The following is a 13617-nucleotide window of genomic DNA, read 5'->3' on the forward strand; positions in this document are numbered from 1 at the left end:
ACGCGGTTCACCCAGTCGGTCTTGTGGACGTAGGCCTTGAGGAGACGATCGGTGACGTCCAGCTCCTCGTCGGCGAAGAGCTTCAGGGTCTCCTGCTTGTCGCGCTTGTGAGACTTGACGGACTGGAGGATCGCCTGGGTCGAGAGGCGCTCGTGAACGAACAGCGGGAGCGTGGGGACGGTGAACTCGTGCCGCTCGGCCTTCCCGGCCCAGTTGAGAAAGGGTGGGGACATGTGCCGCAGTTGGGCGGCAGCCGCCTTGGCCTCGTCAAGGTCCTTGGCGTGTTCGATCCTGGCGATCAGCGCTTCGCCCCGCTCCCGGTCGGCATTGATGTCCCAGGAGAGGGCGGGGTCCAGGCTCGGGTCGTAGCGGTACTTCGTGGGGGGCTTGGTCTGCCTGAACTGGGGCTGGAGGCCGACGTCAGGCCGGAGGAGGAGCTTCTCCTTGGGGTGGTCGTAGGCCTTGGAGGCGCGTCCGTCCTGCCGGGGCTGGCGCGGCTTGTCGCGCCCGGTCGCTCGCCCGCGCTTCTTCCGCACGGTTTTCCTCCTTGCCGGGTCCTGTCTGGCGGCGATTGTAGCAGAAAGCGAAAGGGGGCGGGAATCTCCCGCCCCCGTCTATCGGTGTGCCTGAACGGCTACCGCATCGAGCCGGGGCGCGGGTAGATGTGCTTGCCCGTGGCGTACTGTGACGGCCAGAGGGTCACGTACTTGCCGTCCTGGATCTGCGTGGGGAAGGGGTTCAGCGTTCCCTGACCCGTCGTCGGGTTGAACTTGAGCGGGCCGCTGATCGTCTTGATATCGAGGCCCTTGATCGCCGCGAGCAGCTTGTCACGCTCCAGGGTCCCGGCCTTTTCCAGGGTCGCGCGGACCGTCTCGAAGCCGAAGAAGTGGATCGACGCCCACGGAAAGTCTTCCACCTTGATCCCGGTCTTCTGGAGCAGCTCCTCGAACTCGGCCACGTTGGGGCCGCCCTTGACGCCGGGCATCCAGTAGTTCTCGCCGGTCGCCAGGTTGGCGTTCTTCGCCCCGACGGCTTCGCGGAACGCGGCGCCGTGGTGGATGTAGTGGAACTGACGCGGGTTCACCCCCTGCTCCAGGGCCTGCTTGTGGAAGGCGATCTCCCGGGGCGGGAAGGCTGCCACATAGACGATGTCGGGGTCCGCAGCCTTGATCTTGGCCAGGATCGGGGTGAAGTCCTGGGTGGCGACGGGGAAGTACTCCTCGACGACGACCTTGAGCCCGATCTCCTTGGCCTTCGGGATTGAGCCCGAGCCGACCTCCTTCGGGTGCGGCGTGTCCTCGATGACGAAGGCGATGCTCTTCGCCTTCCCCTCGGCTTTCAGCATGTCGAAGTAGTGGTAGGACCACTTGGGGCCATCGTCGATCACGCCCACGAGCCACTTGAACCCGCGACGGAAGATCGGCGAGGCGTTGGCCTCCAGCGCGATGAACGGGATCTGGTGCTTCTCGCCCACGGTGGACGCCTGGGCCGTGATGGGGCTCGAGTAGGGGCCCAGGAGGACGTGGACTTTATCCTCCGTCACCAGCTTCTCGTAGAGCCGGGCGGAGTCCGGGGGCTTGGAGGTGTCGTCATAGATGATGAACTTGACCGGAAGCTTTCGGCCGTACTCCTTCACCATGATGCCGCCCTTGGCGTTCACCATCTCGGCCCAGTTCTCCATCATCTTCTTGAACGGACCGACCTCTGCGGACATGGGGCCGGTGGCGGCGATGGTGGCCCCCACCAGGATGGCATCGGGAGCCTTCGCCTGGGAGGCTGCGTTCTGGACGGAACCGGCGAGCAGGACCAGGGAAAGCGCCAGGAGAAGAGCAGGCGCAACGAGCCGGCGTGTCCTCATCGGTGTTCCCTCCTTGAGCGTGGCACGACTCTAGTGGAAGTTCCGAGCCGCGTCAAGGATTTTCGGCCGCAGAGCCGGCCAGCTCAATCGAGCGCCGCGATGCCCTCGATCTCGAGCAGGCAGCCGTCCTCGGTATCCCAGAGGTCTTTGACCTCGGCGAGCGTCATGGCCGGGAAGTGCTTGCCGAAGTACTCGCGGTAGACGGCGCCGATGGCATTGGCTTTGGCGCGGTAGTCGGCCTTGTCCAGAACATAGATCGTAAGCTTGACGATGTCCTGCAGCGTCCCGCCCCGGGACTCCACCACCGTCTTCAGGTTCTCGCAGACCTGCCTGAACTGGGCCACCACGTCCCCCTTGCCGATCAGGTTGCCGTCCCGGTCCCTGGCCACCTGACCGGCGAGAAAGAGAGTGCGGCCGCCGCGGACCTCGAACGCATGGGAAAAGCCAACCGGTTTCATGAGCGTCGGCGGGTTCACCGCTTCCTTTGGCATCGCGTCTCCTCCTATCCGAACGGATTCCAGGTGATCACGCGTTTGGGAGCGATCTTGTAAATGCGGCGGACTTCGCCCGGAAAGCGCCAGCTTGCCGGGTACCTCTCCTTTCCCAGGTATCGGCGGGCCAGCCTGTCCAGATGCTCGTCGGCGCCCTCTTCGGTAATCTCCACGACGGCCCCGCGGATGGCGAGGTAGCGATTGGGGTTGTCCGGATCGGGAATTTCGAGGGCGACATGGCGCCGCGCTTCCATGTTCCGGTCCTTCTGTCGGCCCTTCGCCGAGTTGATCAGGAGGTATTGACCGTCGTAGTCCACCCAGACGGGCGTGACGTGCGGCGTTCCGTCCGCCATCTGGGTGGCCAGGTGGCCATAGGCTTTCTTCCGGAACAGGTCGAGAAACTCGTCGGGAATCGGCCCCACCCGCGGCTGCCGCTGCCGCCACGCGTCGTAGCGCGCGATGAACGCCGGATCCATCTGCTTCAGGCGGTTGTAACCGACCCGCGTGCTCCGCGTCATCAGCCGGTAGGTAAAGGGGATGGGCTCCAGATGCAAATAGTTCTGGACATGTTCGAGCCAGATCAGGCTCTGGTAGGCCGCCTCCTGGAACCGGTCCACGGCGGGCTTTCGCGCCTGCTCAAAGGCGGCGAGCGCGGCCTCGACCGGTCCATGCTCCCGGAAACACGCCGCGAGGGCCACCGCGTCCTCGAGGGCCAGCTTGGTCCCGGAGCCGATGGAGAAGTGCGCGGTGTGGAGGGCATCCCCGATGAGCACCACGCGCCGATGGCTCCACCGCTTGTTCTTGATCAGGGGGAAGTTGACCCACTTGAAGAAGTCCTTCGAGAGCAAGGGCTGGCCCGCGAGGTCCGGCTTGAAGACCTCGGCCAGATACGCGCAGGTCTCATCGGCGGACATCCGGTCGAAGCCCGCCCGCGCCCAGGTCTCCGGCGGGCACTCCACGATGAAGGTGCCGGTCGTCGGGCTGAACCGGTACGCGTGGGCGATGAAGAGACCGGCGTCGGTCTCCCGGAAGATCATCGTGAGGCCATCGAACACCCGCGCGGTCCCGAGCCAGACGTACCTGTTCTGGCGGAGGTCCACGGACGGCAGGAAGAAGTCGCTGTACGTCCGCCGCACCAGGCTGTTGGCGCCGTCGGCACCGACGAGCAGATCGCACGCACCCAGCCGGGCGACGTCCGAAACGGTCGTGTGAAAGCGGAGCTCGACGCCGAGGTCGAGGCAGCGCTTGTGGAGGATATTCAGGAAGGCGATCCGGGCGATCCCGTGAAACTGGTTGCCCCGCACCGTGACCGTCTGCGTCCGGTGGACGACATCCACGTTGTCCCAGCTTTCGGCGCTCCTCAGGGTGGCGGCGTAGGTCTCTTCATCGTGGTCTTTCAGGACCAGGAGCGTCTGCTCGGAAAACACGATCCCCCAGCCGAACGTGTCGTTCGGTCCATCGCGCTCCACTATCGTGATGCCATGGGCCGGGTCCAGTTTCTTCATGAGCAGGGCAAAGTAGAGCCCGGCTGGTCCCGCGCCGACGATGACGATTTTCATGCCCGTGGCCCTGTCGCAGGCGCTCGCTGGGAGCGATTATAACCCGGCTCCGGCTGGCCGGGCCCTTGCGCTGCGGCTGTTTGGGGCTCTTTCGCCGGCAGCCCAACGGCTTCGTCGGCACTGGTTAGGAAAGACAGGCGGCCTCGCTGAGCCATGGCGCAGGGCCGCGGGCCCGAGGCCCCGCCTGGAAGTGATGGATCGTCTGCCTCGTTCCCGTTGACAGCCTTCGATGGGGCTGGTATGTATAGACATCATTACAACAGTCATGCTCGCCAGCGCCGGCCTCCCCAGGTATCTACAGATCGCCGAGGCCCTCCGCTCCCGGATCCGGCAGGGCGTGTGGACCGCGCGGACGCGAATCCCTTCCGAGCACGCGCTCTGTGCCGAGTTCAGGGTCAGCCGGCCCACCGTCCGGCAGGCGCTGGACGTGCTGCTCCGGGAAGGCTTCATTACGCGCGAGCACGGGCGGGGCACGTTCGTCTCGCCCCTGGGCGCGCTCCCCCAGAAGTTCCGCGTCATCGGCTCTGTGGAGGATATGCTGGCCCTGGGCGAAGAGACGTGGTTCAAGCCGCTCGCGCGCGAAGTGGTCCCCGCGCCTGCGGCCATCGCCCACGCGCTCCAGCTCGCCCCGGGAGCCCCGGTTGTGAGGGTGACCGGAGTCCGGTGCGCCGAGGCGACGCCCTTCCAGCACGTGACGGCCTACCTCCCCGAGGCCATCGGCCGCGTCATCCTGGACGAGGACCTGACGAAAACCTCGGTGATCGGCACGGTGGAGCGCAAGCTCGGCATCGCGGTCAAGTACCTGGAGCAGGTCGTGGACGTGGCGCTTGCGCCCCGAGCCGTCGCCGACCTCGTGGGAGTCCCCCGCCGCACGCCGCTGCTCAACTTCCGGCGGACATACTTTACGCACGGGGGCGAGCCGGTGGAGCACGCCGTCACCTACCATATCGGCCCACGCTACCCCTACAAGCTGGTGCTCCTCCGGACGGAGCCCAAAGGATGAGGGCGAGAGAGGTCCGGGCGTGGAGCGTCGCCTTCCCGGCCAGGATGCCGGTACCGTCTCAAGGTCGAGCACCGAGGGTGGGCTGATGGCGGTCCGGGTCGGATTCGACGTAGGCGGCACGTTCACCGACTTCGCGCTCCAGACTGCCACCGGAGAGCTTCTGACCGGGAAACGCCTCACCACGCAGCCCGACCCGTCCGAGGCGTGCCTGGAAGGGCTCGAGGAGCTCCTGGCCCGGGCGGGCGTGTCCTGGAGCGAGCTGGGCCAGGCGGTCCACGGCACGACTCTCGGCTCCAATGTCCTCATCGAGCGGAAGGGACGGGACGTCGCCCTGATCACCACCCGCGGATTTCGCGACGTCCTGATCATCGGCAGGGAGAAGCGGCATCAGGTCTACGACCTCCAGATCGAGAAGCCCGCGCCGCTGATTCCCCGCCGGCTCATCCGCGAGGTCACGGAGCGCGTCCTTTCCGATGGCTCGGTGCGTGCTCCCCTCGACGCGGCGGAGACCCGTCAGGTCGTCCGCGAGCTGGTGGGGCGGGGCGTCACCAGCATCGCGGTCTGCCTCCTCCACAGCTACGTGAACCCGGCGCACGAGCGCCGGGTGGCCGAGCTGATCCGGGAGGAGGCTCCGCACGTGGCGGTGAGCCTCTCGCACGAAGTCTCGCCCACCTTCCGGGAGTACGAGCGCACGAGTACGACCGTCGTCAACGCGTACGTCATGGGGGCGGTGGCTGAGTATCTGAAGCGGCTTCGCGCCGAGATGCGACGGCGGGGCTGGCGGGGGAGGCTCTTCGTGATGCAGTCGTCGGGGGGGATCGCAACCGCCGAAGCCATGGCGAAGTACCCGGTCCGCATCATCGAGTCGGGTCCGGCGGCCGGAGCCCTCATGGCCGCCACCTACGGCGAGCTGACCGGCTACCGGGACCTGATCGCCCTCGACATGGGCGGGACCACCGCCAAGCTGGCGCTGATCGAGAAGGGGCGGCCCGGTACGACGGGCCTCTTCGAGGTCCACAGGGTGAACCTGGTGCCGGGGAGCGGGATCCCGATCAGCATCCAGGCACTGGACCTCGTGGAGATCGGTGCCGGCGGCGGCTCGATCGCGAAGGTCCAGGGCGGAGTGATCGCGGTTGGGCCCGAAAGCGCCGGCTCGACGCCCGGGCCCGCCTGCTACGGCCGGGGTGGAGAGGCCCCCACGGTGACAGACGCCAACCTCGTCCTCGGCTATCTCAATCCCGACGAGTTCGCCGGGGGTGCCCTCCGGCTCGACCGCGAGGCCGCCCGCCGCGCGATTGAAGCGCGCGTCGCGCGCCTGCTCGGGCTCCCCGTCGAGCTGGCAGCGTGGGGGATCCACCAGATCGTGACCTCCAACATGGAGCTGGCGACCCGGGTGGTGTCCATCGAGCGCGGTCGGGACCCTCGCGACCTGACCTTCATCGCCTTCGGCGGGGCGGGGCCGATCCACGGCTGCCGGATGGCGCGGGCCCTGGGGGTCCCACGGGTGATCCTTCCCGCCGCGGCAGGGGTGACAGCGGCGATCGGGCTTCTGGCGGCAGAAGTCAAGTTTGACGTCGCGGGAACATACATCCGCCGGCTCGAAGATGTAGACCTCGAACGGTTGAACGCGATCTACCGGGAGATGGAGGCACAGGCGGTGGCGGTGATCCGCGAGTCCACCGGAACCGGTGAGGTGGCGGTGGTGCGAAGCGCGGACCTGCGCTATCTGGGCCAGGGCTACGAGCTGAGCGTGCCCGCGCCGTCCGGCACGCTGGAGGCGGGAGCGCTGAGCCGGCTCCGCAGGGCGTTCGACGAGACCTACGCGGCCCGCTACGGCTACGCCAGTCCCGGAGAGCCCGCGGAGATCGTGAACTGCAAGCTCGCGGCGATCGGCACCGGGCCCCGCGTCGGCCTCCCCAAGTTCGACCGCCGCGCGGGTGGCCTGGAGGCTGCGCTGAAACATCGGCGCCGCGCGTACTTCCCCGAAGCCGGCGGGTTTGTCGAGTGCCCCGCGTTCGACCGGTACCGGCTCTCGCCCGGGCTCGAGCTCGCGGGGCCCGCCATCATCGAGGAGCGCGAGTCCACCACGCTCCTGCCGCCGGGCGCGCGCGCCCGGGTGGATGAGTACGGCAGCCTGATCGCGGAGGTCGCGCCGTGAGCCAGCGGGTCGACCCGATCACGCTCGGAGTGATCTGGGGCGCGCTCCACTCCATCGCGGTCGAGATCGGGACGACGGTCCACAGGGCCGCGTACTCGGAGCAGGCGCGCGAGGGGCAGGACTTCTCCGTCGCGGTCTTCGACCGCCAGGGGCGGATGGTCGCCCAGGGCCCGTACAGCCCCGGCCACATGGGGGCGATGTCCTTCGCCGTGAAGAACGCGCTCGCGGCCCACCCGGTGGCGACGCTCGGGCCCGGAGACGCCATCCTGCTCAACGACCCGCTCCTCGGCTCGGGCCATCTCCCGGACTTTTTCATCACGCAGCCGGTCTTCTCGGATGACAAGCTGGTCGGTTTCGTGGTGAACATCGTCCACCACACCGACGTGGGCGGCCAGCGCCCCGGGAGCCAAGGGGTGGTCGGGATTTTCGATTACTACCAGGAAGGCCTCAGGATTCCGCCGGTCAAGGTCTGGCAGCGATACGCCGAGCAGAAGGGGATCCTCGACATCATCGCTGCCAACACGAGAACTCCTGAAAAAGTTTTGGGCGACCTCCGGGCCCAGCGGAGTGCCCTCAGGGTTGGTGAGGTGAGGCTTCAGGAGCTGGCGGCGCGCTACGGGACCGACACCCTCTTCGCGGGGATGGAGGAGATCCTGGACCGGACAGAGGCCACCCTGCGCCGAGCGATCCGCGAGATCCCCGACGGCACCTACTGCTTCGAGGATTCCCTCGACGACTACGGCCCCGGCACCGACCCGCTCCGGGTCTCTGTGACGGTGTCCGTAAACGGAGACGCGATCACCGTCGACTACGCGGGCTCGAGCCCGCAGACGCCCTCCGGCCTCAACAGCTACATCAACTACACCCGCTCCTACTCCTACGCGGCCATCAAGTGCCTGGCCGACCCCTACGGCCCGATGAACGAGGGGGCGCTTCGCCCGATCACGGTGGACGCGCCGCGCGGCTCGTTCCTCAACCCGCGCCCGCCTGCCGGAGGTGGCCCGCGCGCCATCATCTGCTACCGGGACTTCGAGGCCGTGATCGGCGCGCTGGCGCCGGCGCTCCCCAGGCGAGTCGTCGCGGCCGCCTCGCACTTCGCCAACCCCACGTTCGGCGGGTTCGACCCGAAGCGGAACCGCCGCTTCGTCGCCTACGAACTGGTCCTCTCCGGGACCGGCGGCCGGGCCGAGAGGGATGGCTGCGAGGCGCTTGCCTCAGCCTTCAACGCCTCCAACATCCCGGTGGAGGCCCAGGAGGCCAGCCACCCGATCATCGTGGAGCGCTTCGAGCTGATCCGGGATTCGGCGGGGCCGGGGAAGTACCGGGGCGGGTGTGGAGTGAGACGGGATATGAAGTTCCTGGCGAGGGAGGGGAAGTTCACGAACCTCACCGAGCGCCAGCGCTTGGCCCCCTACGGGCTCTTCGGCGGCCGCCCGGGGGCCAAAGGACGAACCGTGATCAACCCGGGCCCGGGCGAGCAGGCGGTGCATTCCAAAGAGTCGAGGGAGTTCGCCTACGGCGATGTGATCAGCTTTCAGCAGCCGGGAGCCGGCGGTTTCGGAGATCCGCTGGAGCGGGATCCGGCCCAGGTGCTCGAAGACATCCTCGACGACTACGTCTCGATCGAACAGGCCCGCGACGCCTACGGCGTGGTCATCGACCCGGCGACGCTGACGCTGGACCTGGCCGCCACCGAGCGCCTGAGGGCCCGGATGCGCCAGCCCGGGCCACCGCCGGTGGTGCTGCGCTAGGGAGGAGAAGCCTTCTCAAGACAAGGAGGGTGAGTGATGGCCCAGCACAAGTTTCTTCTGGACGAGAAGGATCTTCCCGCGCGGTGGTACAACATCCAGGCTGACCTCCCGGCTCCGCTCCCGCCTGTCATCCATCCGGGAACCCTGAAGCCCATTGGCCCCCAGGACCTCGCCCCGCTCTTCCCGATGGAACTGATCAAGCAGGAGGTGAGTCAGGAGCGGTGGATCGATATCCCCGAGCCTGTGCGCGAGATCTACCGCCTCTGGCGGCCGTCTCCCCTCCACCGCGCTTATCGCCTGGAAAAGATGCTGGATACCCCGGCGCACATCTACTACAAGTGGGAGGGCGTAAGCCCGGCTGGAAGTCACAAGCCCAACACCGCGGTAGCCCAGGTCTACTTCAACAAGGAGGCGGGGGTACGGCGAATCACCACCGAGACCGGTGCAGGGCAGTGGGGCAGCGCCCTGGCCATGGCGTGCCGGTTCTTCGACCTCGATTGCAAGGTCTACATGGTAAAGATCAGCTACGAGCAGAAGCCCTACCGGCGGGTCATGATGGAGACCTGGGGGGCCAAGGTCGTGGCGAGCCCCAGCACCGACACCAACGCCGGGCGGGGAATCCTGGCCAAGGACCCAGATTCGCCCGGAAGCCTGGGCATCGCGATCTCGGAGGCAGTCGAGGACGCTGCCAAGCGGGAAGACACCAAGTACTCGCTGGGCTCGGTACTGAACCACGTGCTCCTCCACCAGACCGTGATCGGCCAGGAGACCAAGAAGCAGTTCGAGCTGGCCGGGGAGGGCCCCGACATCCTCGTCGGGTGCATCGGCGGCGGGTCCAGCTTCGCGGGCTTCACCTTCCCCTTCCTGGCCGATAAGCTCGCCGGCCGGGCTGAGAACCTCCGGGTCATCGCGGTCGAGCCCATGGCCTGCCCGAGCCTCACCAAGGGCCTCTATATCTACGACTTCGGAGACACGGCGCGGACGACCCCGCTCATCAAGATGTATACCCTGGGGCACTCCTTCATCCCGGCCCCGATCCACGCCGGCGGGCTCCGCTACCATGGCATGGCACCGCTGGTCTGCACCCTCTATGACCAGAAGATCATCGAGTGCGAGGCTGTCCACCAGATCCCAACCTTCGAGGCCGCGGTCACCTTCGCCCGGGCTGAGGGGATCGTGCCGGCACCCGAGCCCTCCCACGCGATCCGGGTGGTGATCGACGAGGCGCTCCGATGCAAGGGCGCAGGGCAGAAGAAGGTGATCGCCTTCAACCTCTGCGGCCACGGCCACTTCGACCTGGGCGCCTACGAGAAGTTCCTGGCGGGCAAGCTGGAGGACTTCGAATACCCGGCCGAGAAAGTCAGGGAGGCCCTGGCCGGGGTGCCTCAGGTGCCCGCGTGAAGGGGGGCTGGACGCGTTCGGCGCATGACGATGAATAGGAGCGCGGGGAGGTTCCGAAGGGGGGCGTAGCCCCCCTCCGAGGAAATGGAGTTCCGGCTGACCGAGGCCCAGGAGTTCTTCCGGCGGACGGTGGCCAAGTTCGTCGACGCCGAGATCGCGCCGGTGGCGGACGACCTGGACGCCAAGGGCGAGTTCCCGCTGGCGCTGTTCAGGCGGCTCGGTGAGCTCGGCTACTTTGGCCTCCGCTACCCCGAGGAGTACGGCGGCACGGGGACCGACATGGTGACCTACTGCCTCTGGGCAGAGGAGCTGGCGCGGGGGTCCATGTCCCTCGCCGCGGCGGCCTGCATGCAGTCGCTCATGGGGACCTACTTCGTCTTCAAGTATGGCAGCGACGCGCAGCGGGAGAAGTACCTGGTCCCCGCGCTCCGCGGGGAGAAGATCGGGACCTTCGCGCTGACCGAACCCAACGCCGGCTCCGACGTCGCCAACATCACCACCTTCGCCGAAAAGACGGGCGACAGCTACACCCTCCGCGGAACCAAGACCTGGGTCACCAACGCGCCGGTGGCCGACTTCCTCACCGTGGCGGCCAAGACCTCGAGGGAGCGCGGGATGAAGCACATCGCCCTCTTCCTCGAGGATCGCCGCGAGATGCCCGGCGTGACCCTGGGCAAGAAGATCGAGAAGCTCGGCGTCCGCGCCTCCGACACCGGCGAGATCATTCTGGAGGACGTCGCGGTGCCGCAAACCTACCTGCTGGGCGGTGAGACCGGTGGGGTTGAGAAGGTGGGGGGGGTTCTGTCGGAGATCCGGGTGATGACGGCCGCGCTCTCCGTCGGCCTGGCCCGGGCGGCCTATGAGGCCGCGCTCAAGTACTCGCGGGAGCGGGTCGCCTTCGGCAAGCCCATCGGCGAGCACCAGGCGATTGCCTTCAAGCTGGCTGACATGCTGACCTCGATCCATGCGGCCACGCTCATGACCTACCAGGCGGCCTGGTGTCTCGACCAGGGGCTGCCGGTCACGCGGGAGGCGGCCATGGCCAAGCTCTTCGCGTCAGAGGCCGCCAACAAGGTGGCCGATGAGGCCTCGCGCATCTTTGCCAGCTACGGGTTCGCGATGGAGTACCCGGCTCAGCGCTACTTCCGGGACGCGCGCTTCCTGCTCCTGGGCGGCGGCACCTCGGAGATCCTGCGCGTCATCATCTCCCGGGACCTCGACCGCCCCGCCACGCTGGGAGCCACGCAGGGACCATAGGAGCGGAGCATGACGATTGCGCGGGGGTTCTCGCTGGAGGCCAAGTACCGCCAGGAAGAAGGGGTGGTCTTTCTCTCGGGAATCCAGGCGCTGGTCCGGTTGCCGCTCGACCAGCACCGCGCCGACAAGCGCCGCGGGCTCAACACCGCCACGCTGATCTCGGGGTATCGCGGCTCCCCCCTCGGCGGCCTTGACATTCTCCTCGAGCGTAACCGGGACCTCCTGCGGGAGCATCACGTGGTCTTCATCTCGGGCCTCAACGAGGACCTGGGGGCGACGGCGGTCTTCGGCAGCCAGCTCGCCAACCTCTTCCCCAGACCCAGGTACGACGGCGTGCTGGGCATGTGGTACGGCAAAGGTCCGGGGGTAGATCGCAGCGGGGACATCTTCAAGCACGCCAACTTTGCCGGGGTCGGCCGGTACGGCGGCGTCCTCGCTCTCGCCGGAGATGATCCCTTATCCAAGTCGTCCACGCTCCCGATTCACTCTGAAGTCGCCTTCTACGACGCTCTGTTCCCGGTGCTCTTCCCGGGCAGCATTCAGGAGATCCTCGACCTCGGCCGGCTCGGCTTTGAGCTGTCTCGCTACTCCGGGCTCTGGGTGGGCTTCAAGATCGTGACGGACATGGCCGACGGAGTCGGCACGGCAGAGGTGGCGCCCGACCGCGTGGTCATCGCCGATCCCGGATTCACCTACGACGGGCGGCCGTGGCAGCACTCGCAGACCCCCATGTTGCTCCCGCCCTTCGGCCTGGAGCTGGAGCGCGAGATCCACTACGGCCGCCTCGAAGCCGCCAAGGCGTTTGCCGCCTCCCACCCGGTGAACCGGATCACGATCGCGACCCCGGAGGCGTGGCTCGGCATCGTCGCCGCCGGGAAGACCTACTACGACCTCCGCGAGGCGCTCCTCGAGCTGGGGCTCGACGACGAGACCCTGCGCCGCCACGGCATCCGCCTGCTGAAGATCGGGATGCTGTTCCCGATGGAGTCCGGCGTCGTCCGCGAGTTCGCGCACGGGCTGGAGGAGATCCTCGTCGTCGAGGAGAAGCGCGCGTTCGTGGAGCTGTTCATCCGTGACGTCCTCTACAACCAGGCGAACCACCCGCGCGTGGTGGGCAAGCAGGACGTCGAGGGACGTCCGCTCGTCCCGGCGAACGGCGAGCTCGACGCCGACCGCATCGCGCAGATCGTCGCCTCGCGGCTCGAGCGCCGCGTGCACCTCGACTCGGTGACGGCGCGCGTGGCCCTCCTCGAGGCGCTCCGCGAGCGGCCGGCGCCGCTCACGCTGACCCGGCTGCCGTACTTCTGCTCGGGGTGTCCGCACAACCGCTCCACGGTCGTGCCGGAAGGCTCGATGGCCGGCGGCGGCATCGGCTGCCACGGGATGGTGCTCGCGATGAACCGGAACACCTTCGGCATCACCCACATGGGCGGCGAGGGCGTCCAGTGGGTCGGCGCCGCCCCCTTCACGGGCACGCCGCACCTCTTCCAGAACCTGGGCGACGGCACGCTCTTCCACTCGGGCTCCCTCGCGATCCGCCAGGCCGTCGCGGCCGGCGCCAACGTTACGTACAAGATCCTCTACAACTCGGCGGTGGCCATGACCGGCGGCCAGGATGCCGCCGGCGCCATGCCGGTGCCCGAGCTGACCCGGGCGCTCACGGCGGAGGGGGTCAGGCGCGTCATCGTCATGACCGACGAGCCGGAGAAGTATCCCCGGCCCACCCGGTGGGCCGGCGGCGTGGAGGTCTGGCACCGCGACCGCCTCGACGAGGCGCAGCGCCGGCTGCGCGACACGGCGGGCGTCACCGTGCTGATCTACGACCAGCACTGCGCCGCCGAGAAGCGGCGGCTGCGCAAGCGCGGCCGCCTCGCCGACCCCGGGCGCCGCGTGCTCGTCAACGAGGCGGTCTGCGAGGGCTGCGGCGACTGCGGCCAGAAGTCGAACTGCGTGTCGGTCCAGCCGGTCGAGACCGAGTTCGGCCGCAAGACGCAGGTCCACCAGTCGTCGTGCAACAAGGACTACTCGTGCCTCGACGGCGATTGCCCGTCGTTCGTGACGTTCACCCCGCGCGGCGCGGCGGCGACGCGGCCGCGCCGCCACGTCACGGTCGACGTGCCCCTGCCCGAGCCCGTGCTC

Annotated in this window: 10 protein-coding genes; 6 read left to right on the forward strand and 4 right to left on the reverse strand. The window is 67.8% G+C overall.

Features of this window, described 5'->3' with window-relative positions:
• The 4 genes from HY726_07165 to HY726_07180 form a co-directional block, all read right to left on the reverse strand.
• Positions 1-536, reverse strand: a 536-nt coding sequence (locus HY726_07165; GenBank protein MBI4608768.1) for a hypothetical protein, incomplete at its 3' end; no start/stop codon positions are given.
• 98 nt (positions 537-634) lie between these two features.
• A complete protein-coding gene (locus HY726_07170; GenBank protein MBI4608769.1) occupies positions 635-1858 on the reverse strand; it encodes an amino acid ABC transporter substrate-binding protein in 1224 nt (407 codons plus the stop codon).
• Positions 1859-1941: 83 nt separating this feature from the next.
• Entirely contained in the window at positions 1942-2349 is a 408-nt protein-coding gene (locus tag HY726_07175; GenBank protein MBI4608770.1) for a RidA family protein, read from the reverse strand.
• Between the two features lie 11 nt (positions 2350-2360).
• Positions 2361-3908, reverse strand: a complete 1548-nt coding sequence (locus HY726_07180) for a TIGR03618 family F420-dependent PPOX class oxidoreductase (protein ID MBI4608771.1) — start codon at positions 3906-3908, stop codon at positions 2361-2363.
• A gap of 229 nt (positions 3909-4137) precedes the next feature.
• Here HY726_07180 and HY726_07185 point away from each other — a divergent pair, with 229 nt between their 5' ends.
• From HY726_07185 to HY726_07210, 6 genes are all read left to right on the forward strand, one after another.
• Positions 4138-4911, forward strand: a complete 774-nt coding sequence (locus HY726_07185; GenBank protein ID MBI4608772.1) for a GntR family transcriptional regulator — start codon at positions 4138-4140, stop codon at positions 4909-4911.
• A gap of 85 nt (positions 4912-4996) precedes the next feature.
• Positions 4997-7069, forward strand: coding sequence for a hydantoinase/oxoprolinase family protein (locus HY726_07190; GenBank protein ID MBI4608773.1), 2073 nt, complete (start codon positions 4997-4999; stop codon positions 7067-7069).
• Positions 7066-8820, forward strand: a complete 1755-nt coding sequence (locus HY726_07195) for a hydantoinase B/oxoprolinase family protein (GenBank protein ID MBI4608774.1) — start codon at positions 7066-7068, stop codon at positions 8818-8820. The genes HY726_07190 and HY726_07195 overlap by 4 nt, the downstream gene beginning before the upstream one ends.
• A gap of 36 nt (positions 8821-8856) precedes the next feature.
• Positions 8857-10221: a TrpB-like pyridoxal phosphate-dependent enzyme gene (locus tag HY726_07200; GenBank protein MBI4608775.1), complete on the forward strand. Its 1365-nt coding sequence runs from the start codon at positions 8857-8859 to the stop codon at positions 10219-10221.
• Positions 10222-10305: 84 nt separating this feature from the next.
• Complete coding sequence (locus HY726_07205) at positions 10306-11478, forward strand: acyl-CoA dehydrogenase family protein (GenBank protein MBI4608776.1); 1173 nt, start codon at positions 10306-10308, stop codon at positions 11476-11478.
• A 9-nt stretch (positions 11479-11487) separates the two neighbouring features.
• The coding region (locus HY726_07210) for an indolepyruvate ferredoxin oxidoreductase family protein (GenBank protein ID MBI4608777.1) at positions 11488-13617 on the forward strand (2130 nt) is incomplete at its 3' end.

Source organism: Candidatus Rokuibacteriota bacterium (assembly GCA_016209385.1).
Lineage (GTDB): Bacteria > Methylomirabilota > Methylomirabilia > Rokubacteriales > CSP1-6 > JACQWB01.

Bases quoted from the DNA above. Each gene is read 5' to 3' on its own strand.
- HY726_07170 (MBI4608769.1), bottom strand. From the start codon at position 1,858: ATGAGGACACGCCGGCTCGTTGCGCCTGCTCTTCTCCTGGCGCTTTCC.
- HY726_07175 (MBI4608770.1), bottom strand. From the start codon at position 2,349: ATGCCAAAGGAAGCGGTGAACCCGCCGACGCTCATGAAACCGGTTGGC.
- HY726_07180 (MBI4608771.1), bottom strand. From the start codon at position 3,908: ATGAAAATCGTCATCGTCGGCGCGGGACCAGCCGGGCTCTACTTTGCC.
- HY726_07185 (MBI4608772.1), top strand. From the start codon at position 4,138: ATGGGGCTGGTATGTATAGACATCATTACAACAGTCATGCTCGCCAGC.
- HY726_07190 (MBI4608773.1), top strand. From the start codon at position 4,997: ATGGCGGTCCGGGTCGGATTCGACGTAGGCGGCACGTTCACCGACTTC.
- HY726_07200 (MBI4608775.1), top strand. From the start codon at position 8,857: ATGGCCCAGCACAAGTTTCTTCTGGACGAGAAGGATCTTCCCGCGCGG.
- HY726_07205 (MBI4608776.1), top strand. From the start codon at position 10,306: ATGGAGTTCCGGCTGACCGAGGCCCAGGAGTTCTTCCGGCGGACGGTG.